An 18,379-nucleotide genomic window follows, 5' to 3' on the forward strand; every position below is an offset into this window, starting at 1 on the left:
ATCCTCTGTCATTCCTCGCCAATAATTTTGACTTCCAACTCCAGATCGACCCCGAATTTTTCTTTCACTGTTTTGCGCACCATTTCGATCGTCGCAATGTAATCGGCAGCGGTCGCATTGTTTTTGTTAATAATGAATCCTGCATGCTTCGTCGACACTTCCGCACCGCCGAATCCTTTTCCCTGAAGGCCGCTGTCTTGGATGAGCTTGCCGGCAAAATAGCCCGGCGGACGCTTAAACACGCTTCCGACCGACGGATACTCAAGCGGTTGTTTCGATTCGCGCTGAAAGGTTAAATCATCCATTTTCGCCTTGATTTGTGCATAGTCGCCCGGCCGGAGCGCAAAGACGACTTCAAGCACAATATCATGCGTCCGGCTGATAATGCTTGTTCGATAGCCAAGCTCCAGCTCCTCGTTTTTCAGCGTTTTCAACTCACCGGAGAGCGTCGCCACTTTGACATGGTCAAGCACATCTTTCACTTCACCGCCGTACGCTCCGGCGTTCATCATAATCGCCCCGCCGACCGATCCCGGAATGCCGCAGGCAAACTCCAACCCGGTGAGGTGTTGTTCAAGCGCGAACCGCGACACCGCTTTAATATCCGCCCCGCTTTGTGCGATCACGTTGTTTCCTTCACGCCAAATGCGGTTCAAATGCTTCAGCTGCATGACAATGCCGCGCAGCCCGCCATCGCGGATGATGACGTTCGAACCGTTGCCAAGAAGCGTAAACGGCAGGCCGTACTCTTCTTTCAGCCGCAACACCTCAATGACCTGCTCGTACGTCTCCGGCCAGACGAGAAAATCGGCCTTGCCGCCGATCCGCACCAATGTATGGTTTTTCATCGGCTCATCGCGAAGGACATTTCTTTCTCCACAAATCTCTACGAGTCTTTGATAAATCTGTTCCGCATGTTCCATCGTTCTGTCACCTTCTTTACTTCTTCCGTGCCGCTTGGCGGCATTCATTCCACATCGTTTCCATTATCGCTGGAATCGCGTCGCATATCAAGTGGGCAATGTTCCTTATTCTGTTTTATTCCGGACCAGGAGAAAAGGTGACGTTCGAAGGAAGACGAGATGTTTATGCCTCTTTCAATATGGAAAAGATGATAACAATCAATCATAGTGTAGGAGGGAGTCCATTGTACGACACGTTAGCGGAAGTCAGCGCCATTCTCGGCCGGTCGAAAGAGGCGCTCAGCCAGTTTCAAGCGATTTTAGAGCCGACGATTGAAAAGGCCGCGGACGACCATGAACGGCTGTATTGGCATCATATTTACGAAGAAGAGGAACACCGGTTTGACCGTTTGACCGCCTTGCTTCCAAAGTTGGAGGAGGCATTGGCGGACGAAGCATTCTTATCGCGGGAAAACGGCGACTTTTTGCGCCTGTTGCAAGACATCAGCCTTGAAAAATTCGGCTTGCACAACTTTTTGGAGCATCTCGATTTGTCCCTCTTCCACTATAAAGGGACGGAACATGAACCACCCATTACGGCACTGCGCGACATGACCGCTGCGGACTACCAGCGGATGAAAGCCGCTCTCGAAACGCTCAATCGCGCGCTGGACGCGCCGGTTTCCCTCGCCGCTTCGGTGCCGACTGACGAAAAAGAGCATCAAAAAGACCATTTGAAACTGGCGCAGTACGCCGTCCCGCCTTCCGACCCGGCGCCTGTCCGCCCATCGATCGGAACAAGACGGCAGCTGACAGTCGGCAGCTTAAAACACGGATAAGAAAGGAGAGTAAACATGGATAAAACGAAGCTGTATCCAGAAGCCCCGCTCACAAGCAGCCAATGGGGCGAGCTTGACGAACTGGTCATTGAAACGGCGCGGCGCCAGCTCGTCGGCCGCCGATTTATCGATTTGTACGGTCCGCTCGGCGAAGGTGTCCAGTCGGTCGCCAACGATATTTATATGAACCCGGAACAGGGGGACATGAGCTTCCACGGCAAAGAGCTGAGCCTTTCCGAGCCGGCGCGCCGCGTGCATTTAACGATCCCGCTTTTGTATAAAGACTTTATTTTGTACTGGCGTGACATTGAACAGGCGAAACAGCTCGGCAGCCCGATCGACTTTTCCGCCGCCGCCAACGCCGCCCAGCAGTGCGCGCTGCTTGAGGACGATTTGATTTTCAATGGTTCAACTGAATTTGATGTGCCGGGCATTATGAACGTCAAAGGAAAAATCGCCCACATTCGCAGCGATTGGATGAAATCGGGCAACGCCTTTACTGACGTCGTCGAAGCACGCAACAAGCTGCTTCAGCTCGGCCATACCGGCCCATACGCGCTCGTCTTGTCGCCGGAATTGTATGCGTTGATCCACCGCGTCCATGAAGGAACGCACGTGCTTGAAATTGAGCACATCCGCGAGCTGATGACCGCCGGCATTTACCAAACTCCGGTCATTAAAGGCAAACGCGGGGTCGTCATTGACACAGGGCGGCAAAACATCGACCTCGCTGTTGCCGTCGATGTGCAAACCGCGTTTTTAGATACGGAAAACATGAACTACTTGTTCCGTGTCTACGAATCGGTTGTGCCGCGCATCAAACGTCCAAGCGCCATCTGCACGCTCGAGGATCCGAACGAGTCAGCATGAGCAGCGCCTAATCCGGAGAAGCGGCACGCGGGCTTCCCTTGCCATCAAACAGCAAGAACGGCATATGGCCAGCGATCCGCGCCATGAAAACGAGGCACAGCAAATTCCCTTTAACGAAGACGCGCCCGGACGATAGGGGAGATCGCCGGGCGGTTTCTTGATTTTCCCATTAAGCGGTGCGGGCCGTTTGTCCTTGAACGTTGGAGACGAGCAGCGACAATTCGGGGCTGAGCGCCTCAACACCGATGTCATCGATAATCATTTTCGCTTCCCGCCAAAAATGAACGGTATAACTGCCTTCATAAATCTCAAAGAGGCGTTTTAAATAGCGCCGCTTGTTGTTGATGGCTTCCCGTTTATAAGCGGCGTTGTTCAGCTCACGAATTTTTTTATGTTCAGGCGCAGAGATGACGCTGATGTCATGAACGTTGACGATGAGCCGTTCCCCTTGTTCGGTCACAAAACCGACCGAATAGTATTGGGCGCCTAGTTGATCGATATGAACGATGCAGACGTTTCGATATTCTTCGCCGGAACGGAGGCGGAGAAGCGCCGCTTCCACCGCGCCGCCGACTTTTCGCTCGTTGGCCAAAATCGCTTTCATATCGCGCAGTCCGTTCATCGGAATGCCCATGGTGTCTCCCCCTTGTCCCTAGCCAAGATGGCGTTTTCGCAATTCCTTTTACTATTATGATACCAATCATTCATTCGGATGTAAATGAGATTCATTTTCAAACTAACCATGTAATTTAAAGGAGATGTGTAAAAAAATGGGTAAAACATTCACGGTCGGCTCACTGAAGCCTGCCGTCCGGCCATCGGAGCGCTCCATTTCTGCCGCGCCGCCTAAGCCCGATGGGCCGTCCGCCGTGCGGCCGTCTGTCATTCAAATCGAACAAAAAGGGAAAACGTTCACCGTGCAGCCAGCCCCCGGCGTTTCGCTTCTTGACGCCGCCCTAGGACAAGGTGTTCTGCTCGATCACAAATGCAAAAAAGGAACGTGTGGCCGTTGCATGGTCACCGTTCTGGCCGGCGCTCACCTTCTCGCTCCGAAAACGCGGCGCGAGCGCGAAAAAACGGATCAACCAGCCAAACGGCTTGCCTGCCAAGCACAAATCCAATAAGCCGAGCGCTATTTTAGCACGATCGGCTTATTTTTTCCCATGCAACCGCTCCCACCTACTTTCTCTCATTGCCTGACTCTTTACGCCATGGTATGATGGTGAGAAATACAAAAAACGGAGGGGATGCCTATGAGAACGGTCACCTTAACCGACGTCTTTGCCTATCCGATTGCGCAAAAATATTTAAAACGATCCGGCCTCGCCCACGCCATCACCGCGGCGTACCATGCCTACCACCTTGCCCTCCGCCACGGAGTGAACGTCGACTTGGCGACAAAAGCGGCACTGCTTCATGATATCGGCCATTACACATGGTACAAAAACGGCCGTTGGGACTACGAACAATACCGGCAAAACGACATCCATGCCATCAAAGGGGCCGAGCGCGCCCATAAGCTGCTGATCCGCCTGGGCGAACATCCGCAAAACGCTAAGGAAATTGCCCTGGCGATTTTGCTTCATACCGATTCCTACCTTCCAGAAGGAGAATGGAAACGAACGCCGCTCCAAGCCATCGTCAAATGGGCCGACGAAGCCGACGAGGAGCCCGGCGGCCGCCACCATTATCGAACGATCAGCGACGACTTAGCGTGGAAAAAAATCCGCCAGCTCGACGAACTCGTCAGCCGTCAGCACGGAAAAGAGCGACTCGGGGATATTGTTTGACCGCTTGCCTTGATGTCGCCATTCCCCTTGAACAGACGCGAAACATCGCCACGAACAATGTATGCTCTGAACGGAAACAGCTCACCCTTTCATCAGGTGGGCTGCTCGCGCGCCAGCGACACAGAACGATACACACCATCGAATGCCCTCTTATATCCTCATCGTCCACTCACGCTTTAAGTTTGGCGTGTTGCTCAAGCCACTCTTTTCGTTCTGATGGGTACACGTACGTGTAACACGTGTACTTCTCGCCATCAGCATCTATGGCGGTCACGGTGATCCGTTCATAATGGTTAGGCTGTCCCGGGCCGTGATACCCTTCAAGCTGGTCAAGTATGGCAAGCGCCGTTTCCGGGTCGCCAAGCTGGTTATAGGCGATGGCGCTTGAACCCAGCTGAGCGAAACGTTGAAAAATCGCTTCCCCCCCTCTTCAGCCATACCTCGTCATTGTCGTGCTCCTCTTCCATGAGCCACTGATTCAATTGCTCGCGCAGCCGTTCGATTTCCTGTTTTTTCCCCACTTCTCCCGTCCCCTTTCGCATTCAAAAGCAAGTTTTTTCTCATTATACCAAGGTAAGGCGCCCAAGCCTACCGTCCGACAACAAGCCGCAACATCTCTTTATTGTATAATGCAGCGAGAATCCCTCCGTTAATCATGTTTTCCGTTAAAAACCCGCGTTGGACGATGCCCCAACGCGGGTTTCCTTACAGCTCATCAAACCCATTATCGACTTGTACTTTCGTATACTGGCGTGGTTTTTGCTCGAAGAAGTCTGATTTGCCAAGGTCAACTTCTTCATACGCTTTAATCCAGCGGAGCGGGTTCGTCCGGTAGCCGTCAAACGGGCGGTCAAATCCGAGCTGGTGGGCGCGGACGTTGGCGTAAAACTTAATGTACGCTTCCAAATCAGCCAAGTCGATGCCATCGATGTCATTCCCAATGATTTCCCGAGCCCATTCGATTTCCAGCTCTACCGCTTTCATAAACGTGTTCCGGACGAAATCGGCAAGCTCCGGCGTCCGATACTCTGGGTATTCGTTCAACACTTCCTTGAAAATTTTTGTAAACAAATCAACATGAATGTGCTCGTCACGGTTGATGTAATTGATCATCGTGCTCGTCGCCACCATTTTTTGCTGGCGCGCGAGGTTGTAGAAAAAGGCGAACCCCGAGTAGAAAAACAATCCTTCTAAAATAACGTCAAAGACGATCGACCGCAGCAAGTTTTCCACATTCGGCTCTTCGGCAAACGCCTTGTAGCCGTTCGTCACAAAATCGTTCCGCTTGCGCAGCGTCGGTTCGTTCCGCCAAAAATCGAATACTTCATCTTGCTTCGCTTTCGGCACAAGGCTCGAGAGCACGTACGAATACGAATGGTTGTGAATGACTTCCTGCTGGGCAAGCATGATCATCAAGGCATTGATGCTTGGATCGGTAATGTAATCCGCCACACGTCCGGCGTAATCGGTTTGGATGCTGTCAAGCAGCGCTAAAAGACCGATGATTTTCAAAAACGCCTCCTGTTCGCGGGCGGTCAGCTGCGGAAACTGCTTCACATCTTGCGCCATATTGATTTCAAACGGTGTCCAAAAGTTGGCGAGCATTCGCTTATATTTCGCATACGCCCATGGGTAGGCAATATCGTCCCAGTTCAACACATTCGAGCAGCGGCCGTTGATGATGCCCGTCGAACGGTTCGGCGCCTCCGGATCCATAATCGGTCGTTTGACTAAGCCGATCGTCATCGTCCATTCCTTCCTTTCGTTTTCTAGTATCATGTGCGCGGCCAACCTCGGACGCCCCTCCCGCACAAGGAAGGGAAAGCCCGACCAAAGGCGTTTGTTGCGCCCCATGGTCAGCTCGCACAAGAATCGCACTCGTCGATCGTCCCCGATGTCGAACGCACGTAATACGTCGTTTTCAACCCCGACTTCCACGCCGTCAAATGCAAATCGAGCAACTCTTTTGCCTTAATCGTGTTCATGACGTAGAAGTTAAAGGAGATGGCTTGGTCGACATGGCGCTGGCGGGCGGCGTTTTGCTTGATGCTCCAACGTTGGTCGATATGGTACGCCGATTTGTAATACCATGTCGTCTGTTCGTTTAAATCCGGCACCGTAACGGGAATCTTATAATCTTTCTTTTCCTCGGCGTACACTTTTAAGAAAATCGGGTCAATGCTCGCTGTACTGCCGGCGATGATCGACGTCGAGGCGTTCGGCGCCACCGCCATCACATAGCCGTTTCGCATCCCATAGCGGGCCACGTCTTGCTTCAGCCGATCCCAATCCAATTCACCGTGGCTTTCGTAGCCGCGCCGCTCAAAATAAGCGCCCGTCTGCCAATCCGATCCTGGAAACGCCGGGTAGCTCCCTTTCTCTTTGGCGAGCTCCATGCTCGCTTGAATCGCCAAATACGCGATCGTTTCATACAGCTCGTCGGCATAGCGGACCGCTTCGTCCGACTCCCAGCGAATGCCTTTTAACGCCAACAAATGATGCCAGCCAAAGGTTCCAAGCCCGACAGCGCGGTATTTTTCGTTCGTCAGGCCGGCTTGCAGCACAGGGATATTGTTTAAATCAATGACATTATCGAGCATCCGCATTTGAATCGGGATCAGCCGCGCCAAAACCCCATCGGTCACCGCCCGCGCCAAGTTGATCGACGATAAATTGCAGACGACAAAATCGCCTGGTATTTTTTCAATGATGATCATCCCGTCTTTTACATATTGCCGCTTCATCACCGTTGGGCTTTGGTTTTGCGCGATTTCCGTGCAAAGGTTGCTGCAGTAGATCATCCCGAGATGGCGATTCGGATTTTGCCGGTTCACTTCATCGCGGTAAAACATAAACGGCGTCCCCGACTCGAGCTGGCTGCGCATGATGCTTTTCATCACTTCGATCGCCGGCACTTTTTCTTTCGACAGTCTTGGTTCGTTGACACATTGCCAGTATTTCTCGCGGAAACTCCCGCACCCTTTTTCCTCATCATAAAAGTCTTCCAAGCTAAATCCCATCACCTTCCGCACTTCATGCGGATCAAACAAATACCAGTCGCCGCGCTGTTCGACTTGCTCCATGAACAAATCAGGGATGCAAACGCCGGTGAACAAATCATGCGTCCGCAGCCGTTCGTCACCGTTGTTGAGCCGCGCATCGAGAAACGCAAAAATGTCTTTATGCCACACATCCAAATAGACGGAAATGGCTCCCTTTCGCTGTCCTAACTGATCGACGCTCACCGCTGTATTGTTCAGCTGCTTCATCCACGGGATGACGCCGGAGGAGACCCCTTTGAATCCTTTGATGTCGCTGCCGCGCGACCGGATTTTGCCTAAATAGACGCCGATGCCGCCGCCCGATTTCGATAAATTGGCGATGTCGGTGTTGCTGTCGTAAATCCCTTGCAAGCTGTCATCGACCGTGTCGACAAAGCAGCTCGACAGCTGGCCGTATGACTTTCCGGCATTGGCAAGCGTCGGCGTCGCCACGGTCATGTATAAGTTGCTTAACGCCCAATACGCTTCCTTCACGAGCTCAAGGCGCCGCTTGGGTGGTTCATTCACCATTAGCGTCATGGCGATGACCAAAAACCGCTCCTGCGGCAATTCATACAGCCGCCGCTCATAATCGCGGGCCAAATACCGATCAGCGAGCGTGCGCAGCCCAATGTACGTAAACAGCTTGTCCTTCTCCGGATCAAGAAACGCGCCGATGGCGTCGACTTCTTCTTTCGTATAACGCTCAAGCAAGAACGGGCTGTACACCCCTTGTTCCGTCAGCGCAACAAGCAGCGAGTAGAAATCGCCATACCGCTCGCGTTCATCGTACCCGCGCTGCCGCGCCGCTTCACGGTACAATTGCCGCAAATACAGCCGGGCGCACACAAATGTCCAGTCCGGCTCATCTTCATCAATGTAAGAAAGTCCTTCCAAAATAGCCGTTTGGTGCAGCTGTTCTACCGTGACGGACTCCTTTCGACTGAGAAGCTGCCAAACACGCTCGACGTATTCATCAAGCGACAGACGGCCGAATCCAGCGGCGGCTTGCCCAATCAGCGACGCAAACTCTTCACGTGAAAAAGAAACCGGCTTCCCTTGGTCATCGATGATGATCATTTTCGTCAATGCGGTCATTCGTTTCCCCACTCCTTCAATAAAAAATCCGCTCGGGCAGGCGAGCGGATGAAACGACAGACGGAAAAAAGGCATACGAAACCCTTTTTCTTTTCCCCTATCGTTTCATCTTCTCACACCCCGAAGAACATGAAACGTTCCAAGCAAGGCAGGTCTCCTGACTCGTGCATCGTCCTACTTTGGGGCCTTCCCAGCGGCGCGCCGAATGGCTCTTGCCGCCAGTGGCCATCCCATTTCGTCCGCACATACAGTTGCGGGGGCAGTTCCGGATTCACACCGGATTCCCTATTAAGTCCTGATGGACACCATTGCTTGGCGCAACGATATATAGTTGTTTAAAAAATAGAACAAAACAATATATAGTAGATGATCATCCTGATGGAACAAGCATATACCAAAACCGGGAGAATTGCAAGAGTGGGCGAATCAAATTTTCTCTTCCTCAAAAAATCATTCCGTTGTTCACATTCTGTTCATAAAAGCATGCTACAATTCACCATGTACGAGAATCATACGAAGGAGGGGGACACAAAATGGGATACAGACCCCAAATCTCACCCGCCCATCAAGAGTGGGCAGTGGAAACACACGAATTGGTGAAAACCTTTGGCGACCACCGGGCCGTGGACGGTCTCAATTTGCGTGTGCGCGCGGGCACCATCTATGGTGTGCTGGGCCCCAATGGAGCCGGCAAGACAACGACAATCCGAATGTTAGCGACGTTATTGCGCCCGGACGCCGGTTCCGCCCAAATTTTTGGGTACGACGTCGTCAAACAACCGCAAGTCGTCCGGCAATTGATTGGTGTCACCGGTCAATACGCCTCTGTTGACGAAACGCTCAGCGCAACAGAGAATCTAATGATCTTTTCTAGGCTTCTGGGACTGAGCCGAACAGAAGCAAGGCGAAAAACAAGCGAATTATTGGAGGAATTTGGTTTGACAGAAGCAGCCAAGCGCCCATTGAAACATTTCTCTGGCGGTATGCGCCGGCGTCTGGATCTCGCCGCCAGCCTCATTGCCCAGCCGCCGCTCATTTTTCTTGACGAACCGACCACCGGACTCGACCCGCGCACGCGCAATCAAATGTGGGAAACGATCCGGCGCTTGGTGAATATGGGAACAACGGTGCTGCTGACAACCCAATATTTACAAGAAGCGGACGAATTGGCAGACCGCATCGCCGTAATTGATCACGGCCGAGTCGTCGCTGAAGGGACACCCGATGAACTCAAGGCGTCCATCGGTCAATCGTCATTGCAAGTCAAGCTGCAACATCCTGGAGAGATCGAAACGGCCAAGCGCATCATTGAGCGCGTTCTCCATGTTCGGCCGACGGTATCCTTAGAAACCGGGAACATCACGGCGCCGATGGCCGATCCAGACCATGTGACGGACCTGCTTGTCGCTTTGCGTCAAGAGGGCATCCACTTAACCGAGTTAAGTGTGCAAAAACCAACCCTCGATGAGGTCTTTCTGACCATTACCGGCCATGGAGTGGAAAAACGTGCAGATGAATCCAATGATGTAAGGGAGGAAGCGATGAGATGAAACCAGTGTCTCCTCAATTGGAGGTCAAACGCCAACAGAAAAACCGTACAAGCGTTTCCCAAGCTGTACGAAATTCGCTGACGATGGCCTATCGTGGTTTGTTGAAGGTGCGGCGCACACCCGAACAATTATTTGACGTCACTTTTCAGCCGATTATCTTCACCTTGATGTTTACCTACATCTTTGGTGGAGCCATCGCGGGGAATGTTCATAACTACTTGCCCATGATCATTCCCGGCATTCTCATCCAAACGTTGATCGGGGCTTCCGTCACTTCAGGAGTTCAACTTCGCGATGATATGGATAAAGGCGTGTTCGACCGCTTTAAATCGCTGCCGATCGCCCGCATCGCTCCGTTGGCTGGGGCGTTATTAGCCGATGTAGTCCGCTATGTCATCGCCACCACCCTGACGTTTGTCATGGGATTTCTTATCGGCTACCGTCCGGAAGGAGGGATCGCCAGTGTGGCGCTTGCGGGCGTTTTCGCCATTGGATGCGCGTGGGCCGTCAGCTGGATCTTTGCCTTCTTCGGCGTCATTGCCCGTCATGCGGCCGCTGTACAGGGAATCTCCATGCTGGCGTTGTTCCCACTGATGTTTGTATCGAATGCGTTCGTGCCGGTCAAGACGATGCCCGATTGGCTACAATGGATTGCCAAAGTCAATCCCATTTCCCATATGATCGCGGCCGTCCGCGAGTTGACGAATCACGGAACGATAGGCACCGATTTCGTCCTCTCCTTGCTCGGCGCGGCAGCCATTGTTGCGATCTTTGCTCCGATCACCGTTCGTGTCTATATGCGCCGCGCATAACCACTGGGGATGTCCGCGATGAGCATCCCCGCTTCTCCAATGAATATTAAAAATCAAACCCATCGTTTCATTATCTGCTGTCACGACGAAATTATAAACGAACCAGCTTCAACATTGACGAAGGCCAAGCAAAAGCGACACAATGGAAAATAGCATGAAAGGACAATGAAAGGGGATGACGATGACACGAATTTTAATCGTCGATGATGACGCGCATATCCGCGAACTCGTCAGCCACTTTTTAAACTTAGAAGGATTTACAATCCATGAGGCGGCTAACGGAAAAGAAGCACTTGACGTATTGGAAACAGTGAAAGTGGATTTGGTCATTATGGATATTATGATGCCGGAAATGGATGGTTGGGAGCTATGTCGCGAACTGCGCGACTACGACGATGTCCCCATTTTAATGTTGACGGCCAAAGGGGAAACAAGACAGAAGGTGAAAGGATTCGAGCTCGGGGCGGACGATTATCTTGTCAAACCGTTCGACCCACTTGAGCTCGTCGCCCGGGTCAAAGCATTGCTCAAACGGTATCGAATCGCTACATCGCAAATCGTACAAATAGGCCGTTTATCGTTAAACCGCAAGACGTACGAATGCCGTTTGGGAGACCAAGAGATCTTCTTGCCGCCGAAAGAATTTGAACTGCTTTTTAAATTGGCCAGCTATCCGGGCAAAACGTTTACACGCGACGAGTTGATTGAACAGATCTGGGGCTACGATTATGATGGGGATGAACGAACAGTGGATGTGCATATCAAACGATTGCGCGAACGGTTTGCCCAACCAGATTCTCCATTTTCCATCCGCACGATTCGCGGGCTCGGCTATCGGTTGGAGGCACAGTCATGAAACGATTGCGATTTGTGCTTAAATCCATCTTGACGGTTATCGCTGTAATGTCCATCGTCTCTCTCTTTTGGACTGCGGCATATTTCATCACAGAAGCGCTCTACACCCAATTCGCTTGGCGGCCGCACCCGCTCGTTCGTCAAATCATTTCATCGATCCTCGGCTTTTTGCTGTTCGGGATGACTATGAGCGCGATCAGTCCTTTTTTGCGAAAGCGCGAAAAAGTATTTTGGCAACACTTAATAGATGCCATTAATCGAATCGCCAAAGGCGATTTTCGAGTAAATCTCCAGGCTGACTGGGGCGGACGGAATCATCCGTTTGCCGAACTCGTGACACGCATTAACGACATGGCCGCGAATTTGCAGGCCATGGAAGAAATGCGGCAAGAATTTATTTCTAATGTGTCTCATGAGATCGGCTCTCCGCTCACATCGATCCGCGGGTTCGCCCGAGCGCTCAAAAACGAGGACCTAAGCCGTGAACAGCGGTTGCATTATCTCGACATTATTGAAACGGAGTGCGTCCGTTTGTCGAAGTTAAGTGAGAATTTGCTGCGGTTGGCGATGTTAGACTCCGATCACTACCCGTTTCATCCCACATCCTATCGCTTGGACACACAGCTGCAAACACTCATTCTTCACTGCGAGCCACAGTGGGCGGAAAAAGAATTGAACATGTGTGTCCTGTTTGAGAAAGTCATCATTACAGCCGATGAAGATTTGCTTAGCCAAGTATGGCTGAACTTGATCCATAATGCGATTAAATTTACACCGAAAGGGGGAACCATCACCATCCAGCTACAACGCCGCGGTGAACAAGCCATCGTCACCGTTTCCGATACAGGGCCAGGAATCAACGAACATGACCAGCTCCGCATTTTTGAACGATTTTATAAGGCCGATAAATCCCGCCATCGCGCCGCAGGGGGTAGCGGGCTCGGGTTGTCGATCGCCAAGAAGATTGTCGATATCCATCATGGAATCATCTCCGTGCAGAGCCAGCCGGGAGAAGGAGCGACTTTTACGGTGGAACTCCCCGTTCATGGCCCGGTTTCTTAGCCCTCTCCATTCCCTATGACAAAAACAAACGAGCAGCATGTTCTTCCTTTTGGTGAAACGCCCATTTCGCGACATTGCTCTCGTCATCTAGAAGGTTGTGATGGAATAGAAAACTTTGGTTGAGCGGGAGGATTTCTAAAATGGTGAAACCTTACGAAATCGTTTTTTGTCTGAACAAAAAAACAGACCATGTTCAAGGAAATCATGGTTTTTCACCACCCTCTAAAACAATGGGTTCCTGTTTCGAATATCAAAACGGGCTGAATTCCTTCACTTGAAAGTCAGCCTCTTTCAATCAAGAGATGAACAAACGTCCCGGCTGAGCCCCGGGACGCTTCCTTTCTCTGCTACGCCTCCAAAACAGACGCTGGCCGCTTCTCGTTTTGTACGGATTGAGCAAAATCGTACTTCTTTTCCACATAGACTTGATGCCAAACCATAAACGCCAAGACCGTCCACAGCTTGCGGCTATGATCCGCCTTGTGGCGGGCATGTTCATCCAGCAGCCGATAGAGCACGTCCTTATGGAACAGATGATCAGTTTCGCTTTCGTTGATGAGCTGTCTCGCCCAGTCATACATTTCGTTTTTCAGCCAGTGGCGAATCGGCACGGGAAACCCTAATTTTTTCCGGTTTAACACATGATCCGGTACGATGCCCTCGGCCGCTTTGCGCAAAATATATTTCGTCGTGCCGTTGGCTGTTTTCATGTCAGGGGCGATTTGCCTAGCAACCTCAAATACCTTTTTGTCTAAAAAGGGAACGCGCAGCTCAAGCGAATGGGCCATCGTCATTTTGTCCGCTTTGACTAAAATATCGCCCCTTAGCCATGTATGAAGATCAATATACTGCATCCGGTTGACGGGTGGGTAATGAAGCGTTTCGCGGTAAAAAGGAGCCGTCACCGCCGTATATTCGCGCCCCTCTTGGTACGTTTTGAGCAACGCCGCTTTTTCCTTTTCGCTATAGATTTTCGCATTGCCGACATACCGTTCTTCAAGCGGCGTCGTTCCGCGCTCCAAAAAGCTTTTTCCTTTCATTCCGTCCGGAAGCATCTTCGCGATCACCCGCAACACCGCTTTTACGATGTTTGGCATGCGCGCAAACAGCCGCAACGACTCTGGTTCGCGGTAAATGTTGTAGCCGCCAAACAGCTCGTCCGCCCCCTCGCCGGAAAGCACAACCGTGACATGCTTTCTCGCCTCACGAGCGACAAAATACAGCGGCACAGCCGCAGGATCGGCAAGCGGATCGTCCATATGCCACATAATTTTCGGCAGCTCTTCCATATACTCCTGCGGTGAGATGACATAGCTAATGTTGTCTACCCCAAGCTTCTCTGCGGTTTCTTTTGCGACATCGATTTCACTGAACCCTTCCCGCTCAAACCCGACGGAAAATGTCTTCAGGTGCGGATGGAATTGTTTCGCGATGGCGACGATGAACGATGAATCAATGCCTCCCGACAAAAACGCACCGACCGGCACATCGCTGCGCATATGGACGTTGACCGAATCAAACAGCGCATCGCGGATTTTCTTTACAAGCTCCTCTTCCGATTGGCGAATGGGCTCGAAGGATGCCTTCCAATAACGATGAATGGTGAGCGGTTTTCCGACTTTTTTCTTGAGATAATGCCCCGGCTCCAGCTTGTAAATGCCGGCCGACATCGTCAGCGGCTCAGGGACATATTGGAATGTTAAATAATGCTGCAGGGAATCACCGTTTGGCGATTCCTGTCTGAGGGCCAGCAAGATGCTTTTCTTTTCCGAAGCGAAAAACGTGCGATCTCCTTGCTCCGCATAAAAAAACGGCTTAATGCCGAACGGATCCCGCGCCGCAAACACCGTTTTCTCTTGCTTGTCCCAAATGACAAACGCAAACATCCCGCGCAGCTTTTCGACCGCTTTTTCTTTTTCCGCGCTGTAAAGGGCAACAATCACCTCGGTATCCGAATGCGTCGCAAACGAATATCCTTTCGCCGCCAGCTCTTCCCGCAATTCAAGATAGTTGTAAATTTCCCCGTTAAAAATGATCCAATATCGATCGTTTTCATAAGACAGCGGCTGATGTCCCGCCTCCAGATCGATGATGCTCAAACGCCGAAAACCAAAACTCACGTAGTCATCAAAAAAATACCCCTCATCGTCGGGGCCGCGATGGGTAATCAGGCGGTTCATCTCCACCAACGTTGTTTTCCATGTTTGCTCAATCGCTCTTGGGCGATCATGAATACAGCCAATAAAACCGCACATGGCGATGATTGTCCCCCCACTTTGCTAAGAAGAATCCAAAAACAACACCAAAAACCTTTTTGTTTAAAACTAAAATGATTTATACAAAGACACTTTCATTCTATCGTACACAACATCAAGTTTCAAAAACAATCTGTTTCCATTTTTTCAGGAAAACTGCTTGCAAGATTTTCAGTTTCTCATAATATTAACGATAAAATATGGAGAAAGTGTGAATTTCACCATTTTTGCACATCGATCTGTTACTATAAAAACACACACGTGTTATAAAGGAGTTGAGAATGGCTTGTTAGCGTTTATCCTTTTTTTGACTTTTCTCATCGTTTCCCTTTGTTTTGTTCTCTTGAGAAGACCTCTAAACGGGAGGATGGATCAACTGTCGCTCGGATTGTATATTTCCTGTTTCTTGCTATTGGCCGCCTCATTATCCTATTATGCAAGTTCGGCCCAGACAGGCGATGCCATCAAAGCCTTCATACAGAACAGAAACAGCAGAGAAACCAATCCGTCCCCCAGCAATCAAGCAAAGGAGGCGAATCGATCAGTTGCCTCTTCAAAGAAACAAGCGCTAAGGACATCCGTCCTGATTGACGCCCCCCTTTTGTCTCAGCTTCCGGAACTGCCGAGGGGATGCGAAGTAACCAGCTTGGCCATGCTCTTGAATCATGCCGGCATTCGCGTCGATAAGATGACGTTGGCGAAACAAATCAAGAAAAATCCTACTCCGTATCAAGTGCGAAATGGCCAAGTGTTTTACGGCCACCCAAATGAAGGGTTTGTCGGCGATATGTATACGTTATCGAAGCCTGGATACGGCGTGTACCATAAGCCGATCAAGCAGTTGGCTGAGCGGTACTTGCCTAACCAAATCATCGACTTAACAGGGCAATCGTTTGAGAACATCTATACATACTTGGCCAAAGGCACACCGGTTTGGGTGATCACCAACACCACCTTTCGTCCTCTTCCTCCCTCTGCCTTTCGGGAATGGCAAACCCCGCAAGGCCCGATCAAAATCACGTACCGGGAACACGCGGTGCTCATTACGGGATACGATGAGCAGTACATTTATTTCAATGATCCATTGACCGCTGTCAAAAACCAAAAAGCGCCGAAACAAGACTTTATCGACGCTTGGGTTCAAATGGGACGGCAGGCGATTACCTACCACCGTTAGACATCGGTGAATCCGAATCGCTTGCCTTTTTTTACATTTCAGTTGAACGATTTTCTCCATACATTTTGCACATCTATTTTTTATCATATCATTGCATCTCCCACTACAAGCTTAAGGAGGGAAAACGACATGAAAAAATGGCTGCTTGGCGCCATTTTCGCAGGAGTAGCAGCGATTGGCGCAGCTTGCTCAAATCCATCTTCCATGCAGGGACACGACATGTCCGGCATGAATATGGAAAAAGAAAATACTTCCGCTGAAACGAGCAAGCAGCAATTGCCTTTAGCAACCAATACAGAAGTATTATCCGGGAAAGAAATTCACCTTACTGCGAAGGAAGCGTTATTACCCATTAATGGTCAAATCAAACTCCCGGTATACACGTATAATGGATCCGTGCCTGGTGCACAAATCCGCGTGAAGCAAGGAGACAAAGTAAAAATCGTAGTAAAAAATGAATTGCCGGAACCGACAACGATTCACTGGCACGGCTACCCTGTTCCAAATAACCAAGATGGAGTACCGGGTGTCACGATGGACGCCATTAAACCGGGTGAAACGTTTACGTATGAATTTACAGCAACCGTGCCGGGAACGTATTGGTATCATTCCCATCAAAAAAGCGCCGAGCAAGTGGACAAGGGATTATACGGTACATTAATCGTAGAACCGAAAAATGAAGAAAAAGTCGATCGAGATTACACGCTTGTATTAGATGAATGGATGAGCGACCCGGACGCCGAAAGCCATATGGACATGAATATGAGCGGCATGGATCATAGTAATATGAATAATGGAAATAGCTCTGATAATCAACAAATGGATATGAACAGCATGGGACATAATATGAATATGTACGATATTTTCACGATTAACGGAAAAAGCGGGGCTGCTGTCCAACCGTTAAAAGTGAAAAAAGGCGAAAAAGTGCGGCTTCGTCTGATCAATGCAGGGTACATGTCCCACAAGCTTCATTTGCATGGACATGAGTTTAAAATTGTCGCAACGGACGGCCAACCGTTAAAGAACCCGCAACCAATCAAAGATGAACTGTTGAATATCGCTCCGGGTGAGCGCTACGACATTGAGTTTATCGCCAATAACCCGGGTGAATGGCTGCTGGAATGCCACGGCAATATGAAAGGCACCGATGGCATGAAAGTGAAAATTCAATACGAAGGACAAGCAAACAATACGGACAAAGCAAATGCAAAAGAAAACCTCCCTGTCGTGGATATGACAACATATGGAAAATATGAAACAGGTCCATTTACGTTAGACCAAAAATATGATGTAGAGTATACAATGGATTTAGGAACGGCCATGGGCAAAAATGGCATGATTTTCACGATTAATGGGAAAACGTATCCTGACACAGCGCCTATTCATGTGAAGACAGGAGATTTCGTAAAAGTAAAAATCGTGAACAACTCGCCGATGGATGTACATCCGATGCATTTACACGGCCATTTCTTCCAAGTGTTAAGCAAAAACGGCAAGCCGGTCACAGGCTCTCCATTGATAAAGGATTCCTTAAATGTAAACCCTGGTGAAGAATATGTCGTCGCGTTTAAAGCGGATAATCCGGGAAATTGGATGTTCCATTGCCATGACTTGCACCATGCTTCAGCGGGAATGGTGACAGAAGTCAAATATACCGACTACAAATCGGACTATACTCCAGATCCGAATGACACAACCAATAAAGGTGAATAAAAAAGCTGAAGGGGCTGACCCAAAACACAAATGCGTTTTGGGTCAGTCCCTCTTTTTTTCCGCGCCTGTTACTTTCATTATAACATCTCGCTTTCTCGATATTCTTCAAGAAGAGAAAAAACTTTCCCCAGCCGAGACCCGCTACGTTCTAGATAAAAAAGTGCCCCGTCATCACTTCGGGACACCTTCCGTATGTTATTTCACATCATATCCTTGCTCTTCAATCGCTTCTTTCAGTTTTTCTACGCTGACCTTTGTTTCATCATACTCCACATCGACAGTTCCTTCTTGCAAATGCACCTCTACACGGCTGACGCCATCCAACGCTTGAAGGGCATTGGTCACTGCCGCTTTGCAATGTCCGCATGTCATTCCTTGTACTTGTAATGTAATCGTCATCATCCATTCCTCC

Annotated in this window: 18 protein-coding genes and 1 riboswitch; of the genes, 10 read left to right on the forward strand and 8 right to left on the reverse strand. The window is 50.2% G+C overall.

Annotated features, from left to right (window positions below):
• Positions 1–8: 8 nt before the first annotated feature.
• A complete protein-coding gene (gene murB, locus ACVBDQ_RS03960; protein WP_014195240.1) occupies positions 9–923 on the reverse strand; it encodes a UDP-N-acetylmuramate dehydrogenase in 915 nt (304 codons plus the stop codon).
• Positions 924–1,147: 224 nt separating this feature from the next.
• Between murB and ACVBDQ_RS03965 the strand changes: the two genes are divergently transcribed.
• Both ACVBDQ_RS03965 and ACVBDQ_RS03970 read left to right on the forward strand, forming a co-directional pair.
• Positions 1,148–1,741, forward strand: a complete 594-nt coding sequence (locus ACVBDQ_RS03965; protein ID WP_014195239.1) for an IMEF encapsulin system ferritin-like cargo protein — start codon at positions 1,148–1,150, stop codon at positions 1,739–1,741.
• A gap of 15 nt (positions 1,742–1,756) precedes the next feature.
• Positions 1,757–2,611 carry a family 1 encapsulin nanocompartment shell protein gene (locus ACVBDQ_RS03970; RefSeq protein WP_011230417.1) on the forward strand — a complete coding sequence of 285 codons (855 nt, stop codon included), beginning with the start codon at positions 1,757–1,759 and terminating at the stop codon, positions 2,609–2,611.
• Positions 2,612–2,780: 169 nt separating this feature from the next.
• On the opposite strand, the gene ACVBDQ_RS03975 is transcribed toward ACVBDQ_RS03970, so the two are convergent.
• Positions 2,781–3,245 carry a hypothetical protein gene (locus tag ACVBDQ_RS03975; protein ID WP_011230416.1) on the reverse strand — a complete coding sequence of 155 codons (465 nt, stop codon included), beginning with the start codon at positions 3,243–3,245 and terminating at the stop codon, positions 2,781–2,783.
• 136 nt (positions 3,246–3,381) lie between these two features.
• Between ACVBDQ_RS03975 and ACVBDQ_RS03980 the strand changes: the two genes are divergently transcribed.
• Both ACVBDQ_RS03980 and ACVBDQ_RS03985 read left to right on the forward strand, forming a co-directional pair.
• A complete protein-coding gene (locus ACVBDQ_RS03980; RefSeq protein WP_011230415.1) occupies positions 3,382–3,735 on the forward strand; it encodes a 2Fe-2S iron-sulfur cluster-binding protein in 354 nt (117 codons plus the stop codon).
• Positions 3,736–3,864: 129 nt separating this feature from the next.
• Positions 3,865–4,401, forward strand: coding sequence for an HD domain-containing protein (locus tag ACVBDQ_RS03985; RefSeq protein WP_100659876.1), 537 nt, complete (start codon positions 3,865–3,867; stop codon positions 4,399–4,401).
• A 169-nt stretch (positions 4,402–4,570) separates the two neighbouring features.
• On the opposite strand, the gene ACVBDQ_RS03990 is transcribed toward ACVBDQ_RS03985, so the two are convergent.
• From ACVBDQ_RS03990 to ACVBDQ_RS04005, 4 genes are all read right to left on the reverse strand, one after another.
• Positions 4,571–4,816, reverse strand: a complete 246-nt coding sequence (locus ACVBDQ_RS03990) for a gamma-glutamylcyclotransferase family protein (RefSeq protein WP_310794013.1) — start codon at positions 4,814–4,816, stop codon at positions 4,571–4,573.
• Positions 4,770–4,922, reverse strand: a complete 153-nt coding sequence (locus ACVBDQ_RS03995; protein WP_231926000.1) for a hypothetical protein — start codon at positions 4,920–4,922, stop codon at positions 4,770–4,772. The genes ACVBDQ_RS03990 and ACVBDQ_RS03995 overlap by 47 nt, the downstream gene beginning before the upstream one ends.
• A 184-nt stretch (positions 4,923–5,106) precedes the next feature.
• Positions 5,107–6,147, reverse strand: a complete 1,041-nt coding sequence (locus ACVBDQ_RS04000) for a ribonucleotide-diphosphate reductase subunit beta (protein ID WP_069304081.1) — start codon at positions 6,145–6,147, stop codon at positions 5,107–5,109.
• A gap of 110 nt (positions 6,148–6,257) precedes the next feature.
• Positions 6,258–8,615, reverse strand: coding sequence for a ribonucleoside-diphosphate reductase subunit alpha (locus ACVBDQ_RS04005; protein WP_083227462.1), 2,358 nt, complete (start codon positions 8,613–8,615; stop codon positions 6,258–6,260).
• A gap of 55 nt (positions 8,616–8,670) precedes the next feature.
• Positions 8,671–8,866: riboswitch (cobalamin riboswitch) on the reverse strand.
• 207 nt (positions 8,867–9,073) lie between these two features.
• Here ACVBDQ_RS04005 and ACVBDQ_RS04010 point away from each other — a divergent pair.
• The 4 genes from ACVBDQ_RS04010 to ACVBDQ_RS04025 all read left to right on the forward strand — a co-directional run bounded on the left by ACVBDQ_RS04010 (position 9,074) and on the right by ACVBDQ_RS04025 (position 12,819).
• Positions 9,074–10,090 (forward strand): ATP-binding cassette domain-containing protein, encoded by a 1,017-nt coding sequence (locus tag ACVBDQ_RS04010; protein WP_011230411.1) that lies wholly within the window; start codon positions 9,074–9,076, stop codon positions 10,088–10,090.
• Positions 10,087–10,902 carry an ABC transporter permease gene (locus tag ACVBDQ_RS04015; RefSeq protein ID WP_011230410.1) on the forward strand — a complete coding sequence of 272 codons (816 nt, stop codon included), beginning with the start codon at positions 10,087–10,089 and terminating at the stop codon, positions 10,900–10,902. The genes ACVBDQ_RS04010 and ACVBDQ_RS04015 overlap by 4 nt, the downstream gene beginning before the upstream one ends.
• 181 nt (positions 10,903–11,083) lie before the next feature.
• Positions 11,084–11,758, forward strand: a complete 675-nt coding sequence (locus ACVBDQ_RS04020; protein ID WP_011230409.1) for a response regulator transcription factor — start codon at positions 11,084–11,086, stop codon at positions 11,756–11,758.
• Positions 11,755–12,819 carry a sensor histidine kinase gene (locus ACVBDQ_RS04025; RefSeq protein WP_011230408.1) on the forward strand — a complete coding sequence of 355 codons (1,065 nt, stop codon included), beginning with the start codon at positions 11,755–11,757 and terminating at the stop codon, positions 12,817–12,819. The genes ACVBDQ_RS04020 and ACVBDQ_RS04025 overlap by 4 nt, the downstream gene beginning before the upstream one ends.
• Positions 12,820–13,166: 347 nt before the next feature.
• Here the strand turns inward: ACVBDQ_RS04025 and asnB are convergent, their stop codons facing one another.
• Positions 13,167–15,074 carry an asparagine synthase (glutamine-hydrolyzing) gene (gene asnB, locus ACVBDQ_RS04030; protein ID WP_011230407.1) on the reverse strand — a complete coding sequence of 636 codons (1,908 nt, stop codon included), beginning with the start codon at positions 15,072–15,074 and terminating at the stop codon, positions 13,167–13,169.
• 286 nt (positions 15,075–15,360) lie between these two features.
• On the opposite strand from asnB, the gene ACVBDQ_RS04035 reads away from it, so the two are divergent.
• Complete coding sequence (locus ACVBDQ_RS04035; protein WP_013146009.1) at positions 15,361–16,251, forward strand: C39 family peptidase; 891 nt, start codon at positions 15,361–15,363, stop codon at positions 16,249–16,251.
• 129 nt (positions 16,252–16,380) lie between these two features.
• The gene (locus tag ACVBDQ_RS04040; protein ID WP_011230405.1) at positions 16,381–17,967 is read left to right on the forward strand and encodes a multicopper oxidase family protein; all 1,587 of its coding nucleotides are present in this window, start codon (positions 16,381–16,383) and stop codon (positions 17,965–17,967) included.
• Between the two features lie 195 nt (positions 17,968–18,162).
• On the opposite strand, the gene copZ is transcribed toward ACVBDQ_RS04040, so the two are convergent.
• Positions 18,163–18,366: a copper chaperone CopZ gene (gene copZ, locus ACVBDQ_RS04045; RefSeq protein WP_011230404.1), complete on the reverse strand. Its 204-nt coding sequence runs from the start codon at positions 18,364–18,366 to the stop codon at positions 18,163–18,165.
• Between the last annotated feature and the right edge of the window lie 13 nt (positions 18,367–18,379).

The organism is Geobacillus sp. CCR, assembly GCF_052906625.1.

Bases quoted from the DNA above. Each gene is read 5' to 3' on its own strand.
- murB (WP_014195240.1), bottom strand. From the start codon at position 923: ATGGAACATGCGGAACAGATTTATCAAAGACTCGTAGAGATTTGTGGA.
- ACVBDQ_RS03970 (WP_011230417.1), top strand. From the start codon at position 1,757: ATGGATAAAACGAAGCTGTATCCAGAAGCCCCGCTCACAAGCAGCCAA.
- ACVBDQ_RS03975 (WP_011230416.1), bottom strand. From the start codon at position 3,245: ATGGGCATTCCGATGAACGGACTGCGCGATATGAAAGCGATTTTGGCC.
- ACVBDQ_RS03980 (WP_011230415.1), top strand. From the start codon at position 3,382: ATGGGTAAAACATTCACGGTCGGCTCACTGAAGCCTGCCGTCCGGCCA.
- ACVBDQ_RS03985 (WP_100659876.1), top strand. From the start codon at position 3,865: ATGAGAACGGTCACCTTAACCGACGTCTTTGCCTATCCGATTGCGCAA.
- ACVBDQ_RS04000 (WP_069304081.1), bottom strand. From the start codon at position 6,147: ATGACGATCGGCTTAGTCAAACGACCGATTATGGATCCGGAGGCGCCG.
- ACVBDQ_RS04005 (WP_083227462.1), bottom strand. From the start codon at position 8,615: ATGCCTTTTTTCCGTCTGTCGTTTCATCCGCTCGCCTGCCCGAGCGGA.
- ACVBDQ_RS04010 (WP_011230411.1), top strand. From the start codon at position 9,074: ATGGGATACAGACCCCAAATCTCACCCGCCCATCAAGAGTGGGCAGTG.
- ACVBDQ_RS04015 (WP_011230410.1), top strand. From the start codon at position 10,087: ATGAAACCAGTGTCTCCTCAATTGGAGGTCAAACGCCAACAGAAAAAC.
- ACVBDQ_RS04020 (WP_011230409.1), top strand. From the start codon at position 11,084: ATGACACGAATTTTAATCGTCGATGATGACGCGCATATCCGCGAACTC.
- ACVBDQ_RS04025 (WP_011230408.1), top strand. From the start codon at position 11,755: ATGAAACGATTGCGATTTGTGCTTAAATCCATCTTGACGGTTATCGCT.
- asnB (WP_011230407.1), bottom strand. From the start codon at position 15,074: ATGTGCGGTTTTATTGGCTGTATTCATGATCGCCCAAGAGCGATTGAG.
- ACVBDQ_RS04040 (WP_011230405.1), top strand. From the start codon at position 16,381: ATGAAAAAATGGCTGCTTGGCGCCATTTTCGCAGGAGTAGCAGCGATT.
- copZ (WP_011230404.1), bottom strand. From the start codon at position 18,366: ATGACGATTACATTACAAGTACAAGGAATGACATGCGGACATTGCAAA.